The following is a 19,585-nucleotide window of genomic DNA, read 5'->3' as shown; positions in this document are numbered from 1 at the left end:
TCAGCGGCCGGCGCCGAGCGGGCCCGGCGCGTTGAGACCGAACCGAACCCCGAGCATCCGGATGATGAAGCACACCGCCGCGGCGCCCAAGGCAGCCGCCAGCCCGTAGCAGTCCAGCCGGATCGCGCCGATCGTGATCGCAGCCGCTGCCAAGGCCGGGATCGCATACAGCTCGCTGCGCAGGACGGTGGGGATCTGCCCGATCAGGACGTCGCGAATCGTGCCACCCCCGACGGCGGTGACCACGCCCAACAGCAACGTCGGGGCGACACCCAACCCGAACGCCGCCGCCTTGGACGTCCCGATGACCGCGAACACACTAAGCCCCACCGCATCGAACACCGTGATCGCGGCCTCCAAACGGTGCAACAACTTGCTGAGCGCGAAGGCGAGCAGGCCGCCGGCGACGGCGAGCGCGAAGTATCGCCAGTCACGGAACGTCGCCGGCGGAATGTCACCGATGATCACATCGCGGATGACTCCACCGCCCAAAGCGGTCATCATGCCGAGTGTGACCACCCCGACGATGTCGAGACGCGCGGCGCGTACCGCCGTCAACGCACCGTTGAGCGCGAACACAAACGTCCCGATCAGATCCAGCGCAAGCCATAACATGGCTTCGGGAGTCACTGAGTCGTCCTCGGGCGCTTGAGTTCTCAGCCTACGACGGTGTAATCCTCGTCCGCCAGCGCCTCGCGCACCTGGTCGACGGTGACGTCGCCGTCGACCCGCACGATCGACGCGCCCTCAGGGTCGAGGTCGATGTCGACGGTAGCGACCGTCGGCAGCGCCGTGAGGGCACCGGTGACCACCCGCACGCAGCTCTGGCAATGCAGACCGGTGATCGTGAACGTGTTCGACACGAGATATGCCTTTCGTTAGCGGGCGTCGAAGTTGCGCAGCCGCAGGCTGTTAGAGACGACGAAGAACGATGAGAACGCCATCGCCGCACCGGCGATGAGCGGATTGAGAAATCCAGCAGCGGCAATCGGGATGGCCGCCACGTTGTAACCGAATGCCCAGAACAGGTTCGTCCGAATCGTGCGCATGGTCGCACGGGCCAGGTCGAGTGCCTGCGGGACGATGTCGAGATCGTCGCGCACCAGGATGATGTCCGCGGCGCCGATCGCCACGTCCGTGCCGCGCCCGATGGCCAGGCCAAGGTCCGCGGACGCCAGCGCCGGGCCGTCGTTGATGCCGTCGCCGACCATGGCGACCACTCGGCCCTGCTCTCGTAGCTGCTCGATGACGTCGACCTTGCCTTCGGGCAGCACCTCGGCGATGACTTCCTCGATGCCGACCTGCGCGGCCACCGCACCCGCAGCGGCGGCGTTGTCGCCGGTGAGCAGCACCGTGCGCAGGCCCCGGCGGTGCAGAGCGGCCACCGCATCGGCGGCCGATTCCTTCACCGCATCGGCCACCGCCACGGCGCCGCACACCTGTCCGTCGACGGCGACGAATACGACTGTCTCGCCACGAGATTCACCGCGACGCCGCGCCGACTGCACCGGCTCGGGGACCTGGGCCTGCCCGGCGACCCAGGACGGGCGGCCGACTGTCACCCGGTGCCCCGACACTGTGCCGGTGACCCCGCGACCCGGATGGGCGCGGAAGTCCTCCACCGGCCTGCGCTCGTCGGTGGCGGTCGTGATGGCCACTGCGACAGCATGTTCGGAGGCCACCTCGACCGCCGCGGCGAGCGCCAGGATCTCGTCGGACTGCCCGCCGTCGACCACCGTCACCTCGGTGACCGCCAAGTGCCCGGTGGTCAGCGTGCCGGTCTTGTCGAACACCACGGTATCCACTGCGCGGATGGCTTCGAGCGCGCGGTAACCCTTGAGGAAGATGCCGAGCTGCGCGCCCCGTCCGGACGCGACCATCATCGCGGTCGGGGTGGCCAGTCCGAGCGCACAGGGGCACGCGATCACCAACACCGCCAGCGCCGCCGAGAACACCCGATCGGCGTCCGCACCGGCCAGCCACCAGCCCGTCGCCGTCAGCGCCGCGATACCGAACACCACCGGCACGAACACGCCGGCGACCCGGTCGGCCAGCCGCTGCGCATCGGCCTTCTGGGCTTGCGCTTCTTCGACCAGCCGCACCATCCCGGCGAACTGGGTGTCGGCACCCACGGCGGCCGCCTCGACGATCAGCCGGCCGTCGAGCACCACCGTTCCGCCGACCACCGGGCCACCGGGATGGGCACGCGACGGCTTGGCTTCGCCCGTCATCGCGCTCATGTCGATGGCGGCGTCGCCCTCGATCACCAATCCGTCGGCGGCGATCGTCTCGCCGGGGCGCACCACGAATTTCTGCTGCTCTTTGAGTTCGTCCGCCGGAAGCACCATCTCGCTGCCGTCGGCCAGCAGCACCGTCACGTTCTTGGCGCTCAGCGCGGCCAGCGCGCGCAACGCGCTGCCGGCCCGCGACTTCGCCCGCGCCTCCAAATAGCGGCCGGCCAGGATGAAGACGGTGACGCCGGCAGCCACCTCCAGATAGATCGAATCGCTGCTCAGCAGCGCCTGCCAGATACCGTCACTGCGCCGGTCGCGATGCCCGATGAAGATCGTGTACAGCGACCACAGTGTGGCCGCGGTGACCCCGACCGAGATCAGCGTCTCCATCGAGGCGGTGCCGTGGCGGGCGTTGCGCAGGGCGACCCGGTGGAAGGGCCAGGCGGCCCACGTGACGATCGGCGCCGCCAGCGCGACGAGCAGCCAACCCCAGCCGGTGAACCGGGTGCTGGGGACGACCGCGAACATCACCGACAGGTCGGCCAGCGGCACGAAGAGCACGGCGGCGATCGCCAGCCGCCGCAGCAGGCTGCGGGCCAGCGTGTCGTCGGGGTCCACCGTCTCGGCCGTCGATGCCGCGCGCGGAGCGGCGTCGTACCCGGCCTTGCGGATCACCTCGCACAGATCCTCGGTACCCACCGACTCGGGGGCATCGACGCTGGCCACCCGAGTCGCGTAGTTGACCGACGCGTGCACCCCGTCGACCTTGTTCAGCTTGGTCTCGACCCGGGCGGCGCACGCCGCGCAAGACATTCCCGAGACGTCGAGTTCGACCCGGTGCGCGGCGCCGGACACGCCCGGAGCGGCTGAGCCGCCCACGACCGATACCGTCATCGCTCTCCTTGGCTGTGTTGCGGACCCGAGGGAACAGTCGGCTGCGCCGGCCGTCGGGTTCCCCAGCTTCCTAAAATACGCGCCGGCAACAGGCCGGGAATCCGCCGGTCATGGTGATCCCCTAGTCTCACTGAGCGTGGCCGAACGCAACGACGACCCCGTGACTGCGCTGGCCCTTGCCGCAGGCCGGGGTGACGCGGCCGCACTCGAGGCGTTCATCAAGGCCACCCAGCGCGACGTGTGGCGTGCGGTCGCCTTCCTCGGTGACCCTGGTCACGCCGACGACTTGACCCAGGAGACGTTTCTGCGGGCCTTGGGCGCACTCCCCCGGTTCTCCGGTCGGTCCTCGGCCCGGACCTGGCTGCTGTCGATCGCCCGCCGCGTCGTCGTCGACCAGATCCGCCGCAATCAGGCACGCCCGCGCACGACGTCCGCGATCGACCTGGAGCAGGTGCTCGACGCCCGGCGCAGCGCGGGCCGGTTCGAGGACATCACCGAGATCAGGATGCTGCTCGACGGCTTGGACACCGACCGCCGCAACGCGCTGATGCTGACCCAGGTCCTGGGACTGTCCTACGCCGAAGCCGCTGAGGTGTGCGGATGCCCGGTGGGCACCATCCGCTCCCGGGTGGCGCGAGCGCGCGAGGATCTGCTCAGCGCCGCCGGTCGCGACGATCAGGTCGGCTGAACGACTCGAGGCCCGCGGGCGATTGTTTGTCGGTCGACAACTGTTGCGCTCTGATTGGCATCTCGCCCGGCGGGAACATGTCGCCATGCTGGTGGTGATCGTCGTCGCCTCCTGCCGGTGCTGTTCCTGCTCGCGACGCTGCTGTCCGGCGACGCCGTGTTGCCGACCGCCCACCACACCGACCTCTACCTCACCGCCCTGGCCGGTCTGCTCACGGTGGTGTACGTGACAGGGTTGATCTTCCGACCACAACTCGATCGCAATCGTTGTGCTGTACATCGTCGGCATTGCCGAGCTGGCATTCATCAGCGGGTAATGATTGATTCACAGCAATCATTACGCCCTAACAAGGGACTGAGCACGTCGCCGAGCGGGTACGCCTCAACCATGCGTGCGTTGACAGTACAGCCCGGCCAAACCGACTCCCTCGCCGTCGAGGATGTCGACGAGCCCACGGCCGGGCCCGACGAGCTGAGAGTGGCCGGGTTGGCGATCGGGGTGTGCGGAACGGACAAGGAAATCGCCGCCGGCGAATACGGTTGGGCTCCGCCAGGTCGTGATCGGCTGGTGTTGGGCCACGAGTCGCTGGGGCGCGTGCTCAGCGCGCCCGACGGCAGCAACTTCGACGAGGGCGATCTGGTGGTCGGGGTGGTGCGCCGGCCTGATCCGGTGCCGTGCGGGGCCTGCGCCCACGGCGAGTTCGACATGTGCCGCAACGGTCAGTACACCGAACGGGGCATCAAGGAGATCGACGGGTACGGCAGCGAGATATGGTGCGTGAAAACCGATTACGCAGTCAAACTCGACGACGGACTGGCCGATGTCGGAATGCTGATGGAACCGACGACCGTCGTGGCCAAAGCCTGGGAGCAGGTGTACCGCATCGGGCAGCGGGCCTGGTTCGAGCCGCGCACCGCGCTGGTCACCGGCGCGGGCCCGGTCGGTCTGTTGGCCGCTCTGCTTGGCGTACAACACGGCCTCGACGTCCACGTGCTCGACCAGGTCACCGACGGGCCCAAACCTGAGATCGTGGATGCCCTGAACGCCACCTACCACCACACCAGCGTCGAGGAGGCGGTCGGAAAGCTCCAGCCGGACATCGTCATCGAGGCCACCGGGGTCGGCTCACTGGTGTTCGACGCCATGACCGTCACCGGCTCGTACGGCATCGTCGCGTTGACCGGTGTCTCCCCGCGGGGCCGGGCCCTCACTGTTGACGCCGGCGGCCTCAATCGCGACATCGTTCTGGAGAACGACGCGGTGGTCGGTTCGGTCAACGCCAATCTGCGTCACTACCGGCAGGCCGCCGAAGCGTTGGCGAAGGCTGACCCGAAGTGGTTGGCGAGCTTGATAACCCGGCGTGTCCCTCTTGCGGAGGCGACGAAGGCATTCACCGCCGAACCCGACGACGTCAAGGTGATCGTGACCCTCGAAGAATCGACCTAACGCTTCGTCGCCGTCATCACCAGATACTCGGCCGAGTACGCGGTGCGCCCGGGCTGATCCGACTGGTTCCACTGCTCGAGGAACGCCAGGAAGTCGCGGTCGAGGTTCGCCACCTGGTCGGGGCGGTCCGCGGTGAAGCTGTACACGGCGATCGTCGGTCCGTAGTTACGTTTCCAGTATTCACGGAACTCCAGCGGGCTCGGGCTGTGCGCCATGTGAAGGACCCTCCGTTCCACGGTGAGGTCGGTGACCTTGTCGCCGAACAACTCTCGTACATGGTTCTCGTCGCCCCACAGCGGTGCAGGTGAGGCGCCCGGGGGTGGCGGCGCGGCGTAGGGCTTCATGGTGGCGAACAACTGGCCGATAAAGCCCTGCGGCGTCCAATTGATCATCCCGATCTTCCCACCCGGCCGGCACACCCGCACCAGCTCATCGGCGGTCGCCTGGTGATGCGGGGCGAACATCGCGCCCAGACACGACACGACGACATCGAAGTGGTTGTCGGCGAACGGAAGTGCCTCCGCGTCGGCCTCGACCCACTCCAATTCGACACCACGGGCGGCGGCGATCCGCCGGCCTGCGTCGAAGAGCTCCGGCGTGAGATCACTGGCGGTCACCCGCGCGCCGGCTTCGGCGGCCGGAATCGAGGCGTTGCCCGCGCCGGCGGCCACGTCCAGCACCAGTTGGTCCGGCCGGATGCCGACAGCGTCGACGAGCTGCGGTCCGAGTTCGGCGACCAACTCGGCGGCCACCGTCGGATAGTCACCCGATGCCCACAGGGCACGGTGCTTGGCCTTCAGTGCGCGATCAGCGGAATCATCGTGTCCCGGTCCGGTACCCATCCCAGATCTCCTTCACAACGGCCATGGGCACAGGATGCGCGCGCGTGTCGAAGCAGACGCCGAAATGGCAATAAAGCCGCGGGTTTGAACTAGTCCAGAAAGCCGTGCAGCAGGGCCGCCGACCCGGCCACGTGCGCCTGCATCGCGGCGCCGGCGGCGTCGGGATCGCCGGCGAGGATGGCGATGACGATGGCCTCATGCTGCTCGTCGGAGTGCGCAATATTGCGGCGCAGCAACGGAATCTGATCCAGCAGCGCGTTCAGCCGCATCCGGTTCTCCGCCACCAGCGGCACCAGCGATGCGGATCCGGCGGCCTCCGCGATGGCCAGGTGCAGGCGGGAGTCCAGCCGCCGATAGTCCTCGGCGCACGAGCAGCGCACGTCGGTCAGCCGAGACCACAAACCTTCCCGCTCGCCGGCGGTCAGCGTTCGGGTCGCCGCCATCCGGGCGGCGCCGACCTCGAGAATCTCGCGCAACCGCAGTGCATCGTCGATATCGGCGCGGCTGAACCGCACCACCCCCTCGGTGGGCGCGGGTAGCGACTCGGCCAGGAAGGTACCGCCGTAACGCCCGCGCCGCGACACCAGATAACCGGCGTCGGCCAGGGATTTGATCGCCTCCCGGACGGTGTCCCGGCTGACGCCGAGACGGGTGGCGAGTTCGCGCTCCGGAGGCAGCGAGTCACCCGGGGTGAGCACACCGAGCTTGATGGTCTGCAGCAGCCGGCCCACGGTGTCCTCGAAAGCGTTACCGAGGCGCACCGGACGCAGCAGGGCCTCGTGGGCCTGCTGCGGTTCCGGGTCGCTGACCACTTCCCGGGTCACTCCGTTCCTGCCCGCCGAACCATGACGCTTACAGCGGAGTGACGTAGTGGCCGGTGATGCCGCCGTCGACCAGGAAGCTCGACCCGGTGATGAACGACGAGTCGTCGCTGGCCAGGAATGCCACCGCGGCGGCCAGTTCCTCCGGCTCGGCGAACCGGCCCATCGGCACGTGCACGAGCCGGCGGGCAGCCCGCTCCGGATCCTTGGCGAACAGCTCCCGCAGCAGCGGGGTGTTCACCGGGCCGGGGCACAGCGCGTTGACCCGAATTCCCTGACGCGCGTACTGGATTCCGAGTTCACGCGACATCGCCAACACGCCACCCTTGGAGGCGGTGTAGGAGATCTGGGAGGTGGCCGATCCGTTGACCGCCACGAACGAGGCGGTGTTGATGATCGAGCCGCGCTGCGCGGGCACCATGTGCCGCAACGCGGCCTTGCAGCAGAAGAAGACCGATTTCAAGTTGACGTCCTGCACGCGGTCCCAGGCGTCGATGCCGGTGTTCTCGATGAGGTCGTCGTCGGGCGGGCTGATCCCTGCGTTGTTGAACGCGATGTCGACGCCACCATGCAGCTCGAAAGCGGTGTCGAACAACTGATCCACCGCGACCTGATCAGAAACGTCGACCTGGACGAACGTCACGTTCAAGTCATTGGCCACGGTCTTGCCGGTCGTCTCATCAAGGTCCCCGATGACGACGATCGCGCCCTCGTCCCGCATCCGCTTGACGGCTGCGAGTCCGATACCGCTCGCACCACCCGTGACGACGGCGACCTTGTCCTTGAGTCGCTGGGACAGATCCATCTAGCTCTCCTCTACAGCAAAAAAGACGTTCTTGGTTTCGGTGAAGTGCAGGGGTGCGTCCGGGCCGAGTTCACGGCCGAGTCCAGATTGTTTGAAGCCGCCGAACGGGGTGTTGTACCGGACCGACGAATGCGAATTCACGCTCAGATTGCCTGCCTCGACCGCACGTGACACCCGCACTGCCCGAGAGAGATTGTCAGTCCAGATCGACCCGGACAGGCCGTATTCGGTGTCATTCGCCAGCGCGATGGCATCAGCCTCGTCGTCGAACGGCAGCACCGCGACGACAGGTCCGAAGATCTCCTCTGTGACGGTGCGGTCGGTGCGTTGCGGGGTGAGCACCGTCGGGGGAAACCAGAACCCGGGCCCACTCGGCGCCGAACCGCGGAAGGCGACGTTGGTGTCGTCGGGGACGTAGGCGGCCACGGACTCGAAGTGCTTGCGCGACACCAGCGGTCCCATCTCGGTGTCCCTGGCAGCGGGATCGCCGACAACCAGGCCCTTGACCGCCGGCTCGAGCAGCTCCATGAACTTGTCGAACACGCTGCGCTGCACCAGAATCCGGCTGCGCGCACAGCAGTCCTGGCCGGCATTGTCGAAGACGCCGTACGGCGCGGTGGCCGCGGCCTTCTCCAGATCGCAGTCCGCGAAGACGATGTTGGCGCTCTTTCCGCCGAGTTCCAGGGTGACCCGCTTTACCTGATTGGCCGCGCCGGCCATGACCTTGGTACCCACCTCGGTCGAACCGGTGAACACGATCTTGCGCACATCGGGGTGGCTGATGAACCGCTCACCCACCACCGAACCCCGGCCGGGCAGCACCTGGAACAGGTCTTGCGGCAGACCGGCGTCCAGCGCGATCTCACCGAGTCGCATCGACGTCAGCGGCGTCCACTCGGCCGGCTTGAGCACCACCGCGTTGCCTGCCGCCAGCGCGGGCGCGAAACCCCACACCGCGATCGGCATCGGGAAGTTCCATGGCGTGATCACCCCGATCACACCCATCGGCTCGTTGAACGTCACGTCCAGGCCGCCGGCCACCGGAATCTGCTTGCCCGACAAGCGCTCCGGAGTGGCGGAATAGAACTGCAACACGTCGCGCACGTGGCCCGCCTCCCACTCGGCAGCGCCGATCGGATGACCGGAGTTGGCGACCTCCAGCGCGGCCAGTTCCCCGACGTGGGCGTCCACTGCGGCGGCGAACGCCCGCAATGCGGCCGCCCGCTCGGCGGGCGCCTTTGCGGCCCAGACCTTTTGTGCGACCTTTGCGCGGGCAACGGCGTCGTCGACGCCTGCGACGTCGGTCAGCTCGACCGTGCGCAGCGACTCTTCCGTGGCCGGATTGACCAGTTCGGTTGTACTCAATTCACTCTTTCCGTTGTGTAGGCCCGGGCTGCCTCGACCACGCCGGCGAACACGCGAAGATCGTCCAGGGTTTCCTCGGGATGCCATTGCACGGCCAGGACGAAATCGTCGCCAGGCAACTCGACGGCCTCGATGACGCCCTCCGCGTCGAACGCGCTGATCATCAGTCCGTCACCGAGCCGGTCGATGGCCTGGTGGTGGTAGCACTGCGCAGTCGTGCTCTCTCCGATCAGGCCGGCCAGCCTGCCACCCGCCACGGTGCGGATCGACGAGGTGGTGAACACCGCGTTGCCCTGCTGATGACGGGTGTGCCCGACGACGTCAGGCAGGTGCTGATGCAGGGTGCCGCCCAGCGCGACGTTGAGCACCTGCGCCCCCCGGCAGATGCCGAGCACCGGCAGGTGCCGGCGGATCGCCGCGGCAACCAGCGCGAGTTCCCAGGCGTCGCGGACGCGGTCGGGCACATCGGTGGCGGGGTGCGGGTCGTGGCCGTACGCGGACGGATCGACATCCCTGCCGCCGGTGACGATCAAACCGTCGATGCCGTCGAGGATCTGTTCGACGATGCCTGCGTCCACGGGTTGCGGCGGGAGCAGGGTGGCGATACCCCCGGCCAGTGTGACGCCTTCGATGTAGATGCCGGGCAGGAAGCTGGCGTGTACATCCCAGATGCCGGTCTGGGCCTGCTGCAGGTAGGTGGTGAGGCCGATGACAGGACGGAGCCGGGCCTGCTCAGAGCCGCTCAAAACCGCGCACCCTTTCCCAGTCGGTGACCGCGGAGTTGAACGCGGCAAGCTCGACACGGGCGTTGTTCAGGTAGTGCTCGACGACGTCGTCGCCGAAGACCTCGCGCGCCACCGTCGAACCCTCGAACAACGCGGCGGCCTCGGCCAGCGTGGTCGGCAGCCGCTGCGCGCCACTGGTGTAGGCATTGCCGTCGACTGCATCGGGCAGCTCCAGCTCGTTGTCGATGCCGTACAGCCCGCCGGCGATCAGCGCCGCCACCGCGAGGTACTGGTTGACGTCACCGCCTGGTGCGCGACACTCCATCCGCATACCGGACCCGTGGCCGACCACCCGCAACGCACAGGTGCGGTTGTCCATCCCCCACGCGATCGCGGTCGGAGCAAAACTGCCATCGACAAACCGCTTGTAGGAGTTGATGTTCGGCGCATAGAACAGCGTCAGCTCGCGCAGCGTCGCGAGCTGGCCGGCGACGAAGCTGCGAAACATCGGCGACATCCCGAGTTCGTCGGAGTCATCGGCAAATACCGCGGAGCCGTCGGTGCCGCGGAACGAGATGTGAATGTGGCAGCTGTTTCCTTCCCGCTCATCGAATTTCGCCATGAACGTCAGGCTCTTGCCGTGCTGATCGGCGATCTCTTTCGCGCCGTTCTTGTAGATCGTGTGGTTGTCGCAGGTGACCAGCGCGTCGGCGTACCGGAACCCGATCTCCTGCTGGCCGAGGTTGCATTCGCCCTTGACGCCTTCGCAATACATGCCGGCACCGGCCATCCCGTTCCGGATGTCGCGCAACAGCGGCTCCATTCGCGTCGACGCCAGCATCGCGTAGTCGATGTTGTAGTCGGTGGCCGGAGTCATGTCGCGGTAACCGGACTTCCACGCGTCGCGATAGCCCGTGTCGAACGCCATGAACTCGAGTTCGGTCGCGGCGACCGCACACATATCGCGTTCGGCGAGCCGGTCGAGCTGCTTGCGCAGGATGCTGCGCGGCGCCTGGCTCACCGCCCGGCCGTCGGTCCAGGACAGGTCGGCCATCACCAGCGCGGTCGCCGGCAGCCACGGAATGCGGCGCAATGTGCTGAAATCCGGCGTCATCACCATGTCGCCGTAGCCGGTCTCCCAGCTCGAGATCGCGTAGCCGCCGACGGTGTTGTTGTCGACGTCCACCGCCAGCAGGTAGTTGCAGCACTCGGCGCCGTGGGCGGCGACATCGTCGACGAACAACTCGGCCGAGATCCGCTTGCCGGTCAACCGGCCCTGCATGTCGGCGAAGGCCACGATCACGGTGTCGATCTCACCGGCGGCGACCATGGCATCCAACTCGGCCTGCAGCAACAGACCTGGCCGGCGTCGGCCTGCACCATCAGGCGTCACGCGTGCCCCTCTCGATAGCCCGGGATCGGGTTGATTCGACGGAAAGTCAACCATTGGATGCCGCCGGCGCGGCGGCGTCGTGGTCCAGGTTTACATAAACGTCACTCCAAAGGTAGGACACCAGACCAATAGCACTCTATTGTCCCTACTCAGGAGAGCGCCGGTGGGCGCCTCTTCGTCATCACGCCCAGAAGGAGACACCGTGCCAGAGGGTCACGAACTACTCGACGACGACGAACGACACCTCGCCAGCCTCGGGTATACCCAGGAGCTGCACCGGTCCTGGTCCGGCTTCAGCAATTTCGCCATCTCGTTCTCGATCATCTCGATCCTGGCCGGCTGCTTCACCTCGTTCGGCCTCGGCTGGAACAACGGCGGCCCGGCGGCGATCGCCTGGGGCTGGCCGATCCTGTCGGTCTTCATCCTGCTCATCGGGCTGTGCATGTCCGAGCTGGTGTCGGCCTTCCCCACATCCGGCGGAATCTACTGGTGGGCAGCCAAACTGGGCGGGCCGAAGGCCGGGTACTACACCGGTTGGCTGAACCTGATCGGCCTGATCGCGATCCTGGCCTCGGTGGCCTACGGGTCGGCGACCTTCCTTGACCTGACGCTGGGCACCTTCAGCGAGAGCTGGCTGGCCGGCTACAGCCTGACCAGGACCTTCATCATGTTCCTGGTCATCCTGGTGATCGTCGCGACCATCAACATCTTCTCCAGTCACCTGCTGGCCGTGATCAACAACATCTCGGTCTGGTGGCACGTCATCGGCGCCGCCGCGGTGATCGTCATCCTGTGGCTGATCCCCGCCCAGCACGCCAGCTTCTCCACGGTGTTCGCCACCACGGTCAACAACACCGGCTTCTTCGGCGGGTCCACCTCCGGCTTCGGCTTCCTGCTGTTCGTACTCCCGATGTCGGCGATCCTGACCCAGTACACGATCACCGGCTACGACGCGTCGGCGCACTTGTCCGAGGAGACCAAGAGTGCGGCCGATGGCGCGGCGAAAGGCATCTGGCGGTCGATCTTCTATTCCACGATCGGCGGCTGGATCCTGCTTCTGAGCTTCCTGTTCGCCGTGCAGGACGTCGACGGCGTCACCAAGGGCGGCGGCGCCGTCGCCACCATCTTCAGCCAGGCGATGGACTCCAAGTGGGTGGCGATCGTGCTGTTGATCTCCACCGCGGGCCAGCTGTTCTGCACCACGGCGTGCCAGACCAGCGCCTCGCGCATGCTGTTCGCATTCAGCCGCGACCGGGCGGTGCCCGGCCACCAGCTGTGGTCCAAACTCAGCGCGAAGAAAGTGCCCGCCAACGCCGTCATGATCACCGCGGCGATCGCGGCCATCCTGACGCTGCCCGCCCTGGTCCAGGTGGACATCAATGGCGCCCCGGTGCCGATCGCCTTCTTCGCCGTCGTCTCGATCGGGGTGGTCGGCCTCTATCTGTGCTTCGCGGTGCCGATCTACTACCGCTGGAAAGCCGGCGACTCATTCCCCCTGGGCAAATGGAACCTGCGGGGGCACCACAAGTGGATGGCACCCCTGGCGTTGGCCGAGATCATCATCACCTCGATCATCGCGATGTTTCCCACCTCGCTCGGCGGCGCCCCCTGGGACGCCAGCTTCGAGTGGAAGTTCGTGAATTACACCCCGTTGGTCGTCGGCGGCGTGCTGATCCTGCTGTACATCTACTGGCACGCGTCGGTGAAGAACTGGTTCACCGGGCCGGTGCGGCAAATCGACCTCACCGGTGAAGAACTGGAGGGGGTTTCCTAACACTGCAGGAGACCACACCCCAGGCCCTCCGTGAGGCGGGCCCCGCGCCCCTCGTGCCCCAGGCCGAGGGGCGCGGTTTTTGTGAGGACCGTCTCGGTCCGGTTAAGACTCGTTCGTCGGGGGTAAATAGGAACGCCGAGAACAGCGAAACAGACGGGATTGGTCGGGAACGATGTGTGGAGCGGCGGGTGAAGTCCGTCTCGACAATCAGGCCCCCGATGTGGCCGCGGTGGCTGCGATGGCGGAGACGATGGAGCCCCGCGGGCCGGACGCGTCGGGTGTGTGGTCTCAAGGCCGGGTTGCGCTCGGCCACCGTCGGCTCAAGATCATCGATCTGTCCCAGGCCGGCGCCCAGCCCATGGTCGATGCGGAGCTCGGACTGACCATCGCCTGGAACGGCTGCATCTACAACTATGAAGCCCTGCGCGACGAGCTCGCCGGTCACGGCTACCGCTTCTTCTCCCAGAGCGACACCGAGGTGTTGCTCAAGGCCTATCACCACTGGGGCGACCGGTTCGTCGACCGGCTCTACGGGATGTTCGCGTTCGCGATCACCGAACGTGACAGCGGCCGCGTGCTGCTCGGTCGCGACCGGTTGGGCATCAAACCGCTGTACATCAGCGAAGATTCCCACCGCATCCGGTTCGCGTCGTCATTGCCCGCCCTGCTGGCCGGCGGTGGCGTCGATACCCGCATCGACCCGATCGCGCTGCACCACTACCTGACCTTCCATTCGGTGGTTCCGGCCCCGCGCACCATTCTGTGCGGTGTCCGCAAGCTCTCCCCCGGCACCCTGCTGGCCATCGAGCCTGACGGCAAGCGACGTGAGATCACCTACTGGGCACCGGATTTCAGCCGTCGCACGGACCGGTCGGACTGGAGCGAGCGAGATTGGGAGGACGCGGTTCTCGAGTCGCTGCGGGCCGCCGTGAAGCGTCGCCTCGTCGCCGACGTGCCGGTCGGCTGCCTGCTCTCGGGCGGGGTGGACTCGAGCTTGATCGTCGGCCTGCTCGCCGAAGCAGGCCAGCATGGACTGAAGACCTTCTCCATCGGTTTCGAGTCGGTCGGCGGCGTCAAGGGTGACGAGTTCGTCTACTCCGACATCGTGGCCGAGCGTTTCGACACCGACCACCACCAGATCCGTATCGACACCGCGCGGATGCTGCCTGCACTGCAGGGCGCGATCGGCGCGATGAGTGAGCCGATGGTCTCCCATGACTGCGTCGCGTTCTACCTGCTGAGCCAGGAGGTCGCCAAGCACGTCAAGGTGGTTCAGTCCGGCCAGGGCGCCGACGAGGTGTTCGCCGGCTACCACTGGTATCCCCCGATGGCCGAGCCGGACGCGGCCAGTGTCGACGGTTCCGTCGCGCGCTACCGCGGAGCGTTCTTCGATCGCGACCACGACGGCGTGGCCGCGCTGCTCGCCGACGACCGGCTCAGCGGCCGTGACGATCCCAGCCTGTCGTTCGTCGCCGAGCACTTCGCCCAGCCCGGCGCGCAGACCGGCGTGGACCGCGCACTGCGACTGGACACCACCGTGATGCTGGTCGACGACCCGGTCAAGCGCGTCGACAACATGACGATGGCGTGGGGGCTGGAGGGCCGGGTGCCCTTCCTTGACCACGATCTGGTGGAACTGGCGGCGACCTGCCCGCCCGAGCTCAAGACCGCCCACGGCGGTAAGGGTGTGCTGAAAGAGGCTGCCCGCCAGGTGATTCCGGCCGAGGTGATCGACCGGCCGAAGGGTTACTTCCCGGTGCCCGCGCTCACCCACCTGGAAGGCCCGTACCTGGAGATGGTCCGCGACGCGCTATACGCGCCCCAGGCCAAGGAACGCGGCCTGTTCCGGCCCGAGGCTGTCGAGCGGCTGCTGGCCGACCCCAACGGACGGCTCACCCCGCTGCGCGGCAACGAGCTCTGGCAGATCGGACTCCTCGAGCTATGGCTACAGCAGCACGGCATCACGGGGCCGGCCGCATGAGCACCTCGTCGCACACCGAGGCCATCACGATGAGCCTGCACGAGGCCTCGCCCGAAGACCTGGTCCGCGAGATGTCGGACGACACCGTCCTCGAATTGGGTTGGGGCCGATTGATTTTCGGCCAGACCTTCGAAAACCCCGACAAGCTTGCCGCGGTGCTGCAGCAGGAGGAGCAGGGCAGGCGCGACATCTGCATCTACGCCCGCGAATCGCATGTGCTGGTGGCCAAGTCGCCTGCTGAGCTGTTCATCGACCCCAGCCACACCTACCGCTGGCGGCTGCACCCCGACGACCCCGACGTTCCGACACCCGCCGGGTTCACCGTGCGCCCGCTGCGCGATCAGGCCGAGGCCGACGAGATGAACCGGGTGTACGTGCGGTGCGGCATGGTCCCCGCTCCCACCGAACTGATCTGGAACAACCACCTGCACCGCGACGCGGTGGAGTACCTCGTCGCGGTGCGCGACGACGACGGGTCTGTGGTCGGAACGGTCACCGGCGTCGACCACAAGCGGCTGTTCAACGATCCCGAGGACGGCTCCAGCCTGTGGTCACTCGCCGTCGACCCGACCGCCAGCCTGCCCGGCATCGGGGCATCGCTGACCCGCACCCTGGCCGCCGTCTTCCGCCGGCGCGGCCGCGCCTACCTGGACCTCTCGGTGGCCTACGACAACGAGGCCGCAATCGCGCTGTACGAGAAGCTCGGCTTCCAGCGCGTCCCGGTGCTGGCCGTCAAACGCAAGAACGCGATCAACGAGCCGCTGTTCACCCCGGCGTCCGAGACTGTCGACGATCTGAACCCCTACGCGCGCATCATCGCCGACGAGGCCATGCGCCGCGGGATCCGGATCGAGGTCCTCGACGCCGAAACCGGTGAGATGAGACTGTCCTACGGCGGCCGCAGCGTTGTGACGCGAGAGTCGTTGAGCGAATACACCTCCGCAGTCGCGATGAGCCGGTGCGACGACAAGCGACTGACCCGTCGCATCGTGTCCGAGGCCGGCATCGTCGTGCCACGCGGCCGGCTGGCCACCTTCGACCACGAGGACCACGCCTTCCTGGCCGAGGTCGGCGACGTCGTCGTCAAACCGACCCGCGGCGAGCAGGGCAAAGGCATCACCGTCGGGATCGACAGCCCCGAAGCGCTGGACGCCGCCCTGGCCCGCGCCCGTGAACAGCACCCCGAAGTGCTGATCGAACAACGCGCCGGCGGCGACGATCTTCGCCTGGTGGTCATCGACGGCAAAGTCGTCGCGGCCGCACTACGCAAACCGGCCGAGATCGTCGGCACCGGCGAACACACCGTCCGGGAGCTCATCGAGACCCAGAGCCGCCGCCGTGCCGCGGCCACCGGTGGCGAATCGCGTATCCCGCTCGACGAGGTCACCGAAGCGACTGTCGCCGAGGCCGGTTGGTCGTTTGACGACGTTCTTCCCGAAGGCGAGCGGCTGCGCGTGCGCAAGACCGCAAACCTGCACCAGGGCGGCACCATTCACGATGTGACTGCCATCGTGCATCCCGAGTTGTGCCGGGTCGCCGTGGTGGCGGCCGACGCGATCGGTATCCCGGTCACCGGCATCGATCTCCTGGTGCCCGACGTGACCCGCGACGAGTACGTGTTCATCGAAGCCAACGAGCGACCCGGGCTGGCCAATCACCAGCCACAGCCCACCGCACAGGCTTTCGTCGACTTCCTCTTCCCGGGACAGCCGGGTCTACCGCAAGCGTGGACTCCTCAGGAAGCGACCGACGCGCCGCCTCGTTAGATTCACCAGGTGCTGGTGCGTAACACGATCTCCGCGGCCAGCTGCGCGGTGGACTCGGCGGCATTGCGCCTGCCGGTGAACTCGACCATCCGGTAGTCGCTGTACACGTAGCGCTGACTGGCCCTGGCCAAGGCCCGGGCCGCAGGGGTACTGACCAGCGCGGTGGTGTTGACCTCCACCGGCGGGCAGTCTTCGTCGCGGACTACCCCGTTCTGGTCCGGAACGCGCGGATGTCCGCGGTCGATCACGACCAGGCCGGTGAACCGGTCGAGCCGGGTGGCCGCCAATTCCCACGCGAGTTCGGCGCCCGCCCGGTCCCCCACCAGGATTCCCCACCGGACGTCGAGGGCGTCGAGAATGCCGATGACCGCTTTGGGATGTAGCCGAGGGTCGGCGCCGATGACGACCGTGCGGACCGACGCCGTGTGCAAGCGCTGACAGACGCCGTCATAGGCAGCCGGTGCGTGCTGGGCTGCGCCCAGCAAGACGACATAGGGGCCCTTCTCCGGTCCGGTCACGCTGACCGGGACGGGGAACCCGTCGACAGTCACCATCGTCGAAGGCATTTCGCCACGTTACTGCGAATGCGGGGGGCCCGAGGCAGTTTCCGCAGGGTTCCTCATCTCCTCAGATCGCGTTACGGATCTTGACAGCTTGTTTGGCAAACACGTCCAGGAATGTCTGCGGCAGAGACGCTTTGGCATCGATGCTGGGATCAGGTGTGGGAAAAGCGATTCCGAAAACTCCGTACCGGCCCACATTCTGGAACGCCATGTAAACACTACTGGCCGAACCCATCAGCTGCATCGTTTGCTGATATGCCAGCGCATCGTCACTCAAGCCGGGAAGTTCGGTGGTGGTGATCGGGATGCCCTTGCTGCGGGCGTCGAAGTAGGCTTCGAACTGGGCGCAGCGGCTGGCCGCCGCCTCGAGCCTGTCCAGATCCAGGGGCCACGACAACACCGTCATCACGATGCGCGCGCCGTCGTAGGTGGCCGCGTATTTGGCCGCGCTTCCCGGCCCGCGTTCGGCCGAATCGGCGATGACATTGGTCAGCGCGTTCGCGCAGCCGTCCGGTCGCGACCGCATCGACGGCGGACTACCGGTGTTGTCAGGCTGACCGAGTTGCTCGACGATGCGGTCGTACTGCACGCCGGGCGGGAAATCGGCGGGCGCCAGCGTGGCCTTCTCGAGCGTGGCGCCCGGCCACGTCGCGGTGCCCGACACCGTCGAGCCGCAACCGGCGACGACCAGGACCGCAGCCGCCGACGCGGCGACCAGAACTGCCCGACCCGACATGAGTTCAGGGTAGGCGATGTAATCGGGTGCTCACCCTCGGACGCACCGGCGCAGGTCCGCTGATCAGGGACAACAGGGCAGGTATGTCGAGGTGGGCGACCAGCAGATCGGCCATCAGATCGAGCTGGGCGTCCCGCCGCGCCGGCACGCTGACATCGGTCGCGACCTCGAAACCGGTCCGGCCCGCGGCCGCCGCGGCCGCGGTGAGCCACCCGCGCCGGAACTCGTCGTTGTCCAGCAAGCCGTGCCAGTGCGTGCCGAACACTGCGCCCCGCACATAACCCTGGACGGCGCCGTCGGCGTCGAACCAGCCGTCCTCGCCACAGCGCGATACCCGGCCGTGGTGGATTTCGTAGCCGCTCAACGGACTCTCCCAGTGCCGCAGCACCTTCTCGGGCGCGAAGTCGATCTCGGCATCGAGCAGTCCCAACCCGTCGACATCACCCGCACGGGTTTCGACGGTGTCACCGATGCGCCGTGCCAGCATCTGAAAACCGCCGCAGATGCCCAGCACCGGGCGACCGGAGTGCGCATGCGCGGTGATCGCATCGGCCAGGCCCCGCTCCCGCAGCCAGCCGAGGTCGGCGACGGTCGCCTTGCTGCCGGGTATGACGACGACGTCGGCGTCTGCCAACTCCGCCGGCTCGCTGACCCACCGGACCAGCACGCCCGGTTCGCAGGCCAGCGCTTCGACGTCGGTGGAATTGGAGATGCGCGGTAGCCGGATCGCCGCGACGTGAAGCCGCTGCCGGCCGCGCGGCGGAGCCGGGATACCGACCACACGCCCGGCCACCACCGACACCGAATCCTCGGCGTCGAGCCACAGCTCGTCGCTGTACGGCACGATGCCGTAGGTGGGCCTGCCGGTGAGCTCGGCGAGCTGGTCGAGGCCGGGAGCCAGCAGCGCCGGATCCCCGCGGAACTTGTTGACGATGAAGCCCGCGATCAGCGCCTGATCTTCCGGCGACAGCACGGCGACGGTGCCGAACAGGTGAGCCAGCAGACCACCGCGGTCAATGTCGCCGACGATCACGACCGGCAGATCGGCCGCCCGGGCCAACCCCATGTTGGCCAGATCGGTTGCCCGCAAGTTGATTTCGGCAGGCGATCCCGCGCCTTCGCACAGCACGACGTCGAATTCCGCGCGCAGCGACGCCAGCTCGTCGGCGACCACGCCGGCGAGTCGGTCGCGATGCTGGATGTAGTCGGCCGCGCCGACCGTGCCGACCGGGTGGCCCCTGACCACCAACTGGGAGGTCCGGTCGCTACCGGGCTTGAGCAGCACCGGGTTGAACCGGGTGCTGGGCGCCAGTCCGGCCGCGCGCGCCTGCATACCCTGGGCCCGGCCGATCTCGCCACCAACCCCGTCCGCGTCCAGGGCGACCACCGAGTTGTTGCTCATGTTCTGCGCCTTGAACGGCGCCACGCGAATTCCCTTGCGCACCAACAGTCGGCACAATCCGGCGACGACCATCGACTTGCCGGCATCCGATGTGGTGCCGGCGATCAGCAGCGCGCCCCCGCTCACTCTTACGCGCCGAGTGTGCGGTGG

Annotated in this window: 17 protein-coding genes; 5 read left to right on the top strand and 12 right to left on the bottom strand. The window is 67.3% G+C overall.

Annotated features, from left to right (window positions below; genetic code table 11):
• From BST42_RS01900 to BST42_RS01890, 3 genes are read right to left on the bottom strand one after another with little or no spacing between them, the layout of a single operon-like run.
• Complete coding sequence (locus BST42_RS01900) at nucleotides 1-615, bottom strand: trimeric intracellular cation channel family protein (RefSeq protein ID WP_110918428.1); 615 nt, start codon at nucleotides 613-615, stop codon at nucleotides 1-3.
• Nucleotides 616-656: 41 nt separating this feature from the next.
• Complete coding sequence (locus BST42_RS01895; protein WP_083116852.1) at nucleotides 657-863, bottom strand: heavy-metal-associated domain-containing protein; 207 nt, start codon at nucleotides 861-863, stop codon at nucleotides 657-659.
• A gap of 15 nt (nucleotides 864-878) precedes the next feature.
• On the bottom strand, nucleotides 879-3,128 hold the full coding sequence (locus tag BST42_RS01890; protein ID WP_083116851.1) for a heavy metal translocating P-type ATPase: 2,250 nt from the start codon (nucleotides 3,126-3,128) through the stop codon (nucleotides 879-881).
• 136 nt (nucleotides 3,129-3,264) lie between these two features.
• On the opposite strand from BST42_RS01890, the gene sigC reads away from it, so the two are divergent.
• Entirely contained in the window at nucleotides 3,265-3,816 is a 552-nt protein-coding gene (gene sigC / locus BST42_RS01885; protein WP_083116850.1) for an RNA polymerase sigma factor SigC, read from the top strand.
• Nucleotides 3,817-4,203: 387 nt separating this feature from the next.
• Nucleotides 4,204-5,262: a glucose 1-dehydrogenase gene (locus BST42_RS01880; RefSeq protein ID WP_083117236.1), complete on the top strand. Its 1,059-nt coding sequence runs from the start codon at nucleotides 4,204-4,206 to the stop codon at nucleotides 5,260-5,262.
• Here the strand turns inward: BST42_RS01880 and BST42_RS01875 are convergent.
• The 6 genes from BST42_RS01875 to BST42_RS01850 form a co-directional block, all read right to left on the bottom strand.
• Nucleotides 5,259-6,104, bottom strand: coding sequence for a class I SAM-dependent methyltransferase (locus tag BST42_RS01875; protein WP_083116849.1), 846 nt, complete (start codon nucleotides 6,102-6,104; stop codon nucleotides 5,259-5,261). The two genes, BST42_RS01880 and BST42_RS01875, sit on opposite strands and share 4 nt — an antisense overlap.
• A gap of 89 nt (nucleotides 6,105-6,193) precedes the next feature.
• Nucleotides 6,194-6,916 carry a FadR/GntR family transcriptional regulator gene (locus BST42_RS01870; protein WP_083117235.1) on the bottom strand — a complete coding sequence of 241 codons (723 nt, stop codon included), beginning with the start codon at nucleotides 6,914-6,916 and terminating at the stop codon, nucleotides 6,194-6,196.
• Nucleotides 6,917-6,956: 40 nt separating this feature from the next.
• Nucleotides 6,957-7,730: a 3-oxoacyl-ACP reductase gene (locus tag BST42_RS01865; protein ID WP_083116848.1), complete on the bottom strand. Its 774-nt coding sequence runs from the start codon at nucleotides 7,728-7,730 to the stop codon at nucleotides 6,957-6,959.
• Nucleotides 7,731-9,095 (bottom strand): aldehyde dehydrogenase family protein, encoded by a 1,365-nt coding sequence (locus BST42_RS01860; protein ID WP_083116847.1) that lies wholly within the window; start codon nucleotides 9,093-9,095, stop codon nucleotides 7,731-7,733.
• Entirely contained in the window at nucleotides 9,092-9,841 is a 750-nt protein-coding gene (locus tag BST42_RS01855) for a gamma-glutamyl-gamma-aminobutyrate hydrolase family protein (RefSeq protein ID WP_083116846.1), read from the bottom strand. The genes BST42_RS01860 and BST42_RS01855 overlap by 4 nt, the downstream gene beginning before the upstream one ends.
• Nucleotides 9,828-11,150 carry a glutamine synthetase family protein gene (locus tag BST42_RS01850; RefSeq protein WP_237159220.1) on the bottom strand — a complete coding sequence of 441 codons (1,323 nt, stop codon included), beginning with the start codon at nucleotides 11,148-11,150 and terminating at the stop codon, nucleotides 9,828-9,830. Before BST42_RS01850 ends, BST42_RS01855 begins: the two co-directional genes overlap by 14 nt.
• A 265-nt stretch (nucleotides 11,151-11,415) precedes the next feature.
• Between BST42_RS01850 and BST42_RS01845 the strand changes: the two genes are divergently transcribed.
• The 3 genes from BST42_RS01845 to ngg all read left to right on the top strand — a co-directional run bounded on the left by BST42_RS01845 (nucleotide 11,416) and on the right by ngg (nucleotide 16,734).
• Nucleotides 11,416-12,987, top strand: a complete 1,572-nt coding sequence (locus tag BST42_RS01845; protein WP_083116844.1) for an amino acid permease — start codon at nucleotides 11,416-11,418, stop codon at nucleotides 12,985-12,987.
• Nucleotides 12,988-13,159: 172 nt separating this feature from the next.
• Nucleotides 13,160-14,968: an N-acetylglutaminylglutamine amidotransferase gene (locus tag BST42_RS01840; protein ID WP_083116843.1), complete on the top strand. Its 1,809-nt coding sequence runs from the start codon at nucleotides 13,160-13,162 to the stop codon at nucleotides 14,966-14,968.
• Entirely contained in the window at nucleotides 14,965-16,734 is a 1,770-nt protein-coding gene (gene ngg, locus BST42_RS01835) for an N-acetylglutaminylglutamine synthetase (RefSeq protein ID WP_083116842.1), read from the top strand. The genes BST42_RS01840 and ngg overlap by 4 nt, the downstream gene beginning before the upstream one ends.
• Nucleotides 16,735-16,736: 2 nt before the next feature.
• On the opposite strand, the gene BST42_RS01830 is transcribed toward ngg, so the two are convergent.
• From BST42_RS01830 to BST42_RS01820, 3 genes are all read right to left on the bottom strand, one after another.
• Nucleotides 16,737-17,300: an alpha/beta fold hydrolase gene (locus BST42_RS01830; RefSeq protein WP_083116841.1), complete on the bottom strand. Its 564-nt coding sequence runs from the start codon at nucleotides 17,298-17,300 to the stop codon at nucleotides 16,737-16,739.
• Nucleotides 17,301-17,361: 61 nt separating this feature from the next.
• On the bottom strand, nucleotides 17,362-18,033 hold the full coding sequence (locus tag BST42_RS01825; protein ID WP_083116840.1) for a hypothetical protein: 672 nt from the start codon (nucleotides 18,031-18,033) through the stop codon (nucleotides 17,362-17,364).
• A gap of 4 nt (nucleotides 18,034-18,037) precedes the next feature.
• Complete coding sequence (locus BST42_RS01820; protein WP_083116839.1) at nucleotides 18,038-19,561, bottom strand: cobyric acid synthase; 1,524 nt, start codon at nucleotides 19,559-19,561, stop codon at nucleotides 18,038-18,040.
• Nucleotides 19,562-19,585: the final 24 nt, after the last annotated feature.

Source organism: Mycolicibacterium rhodesiae, assembly GCF_002086695.1.
Lineage (GTDB): Bacteria > Actinomycetota > Actinomycetes > Mycobacteriales > Mycobacteriaceae > Mycobacterium > Mycobacterium rhodesiae.
The sequence above is the reverse complement of the archived record's forward strand: the minus strand, read 5'-3'. Positions and strand labels throughout refer to the sequence as shown.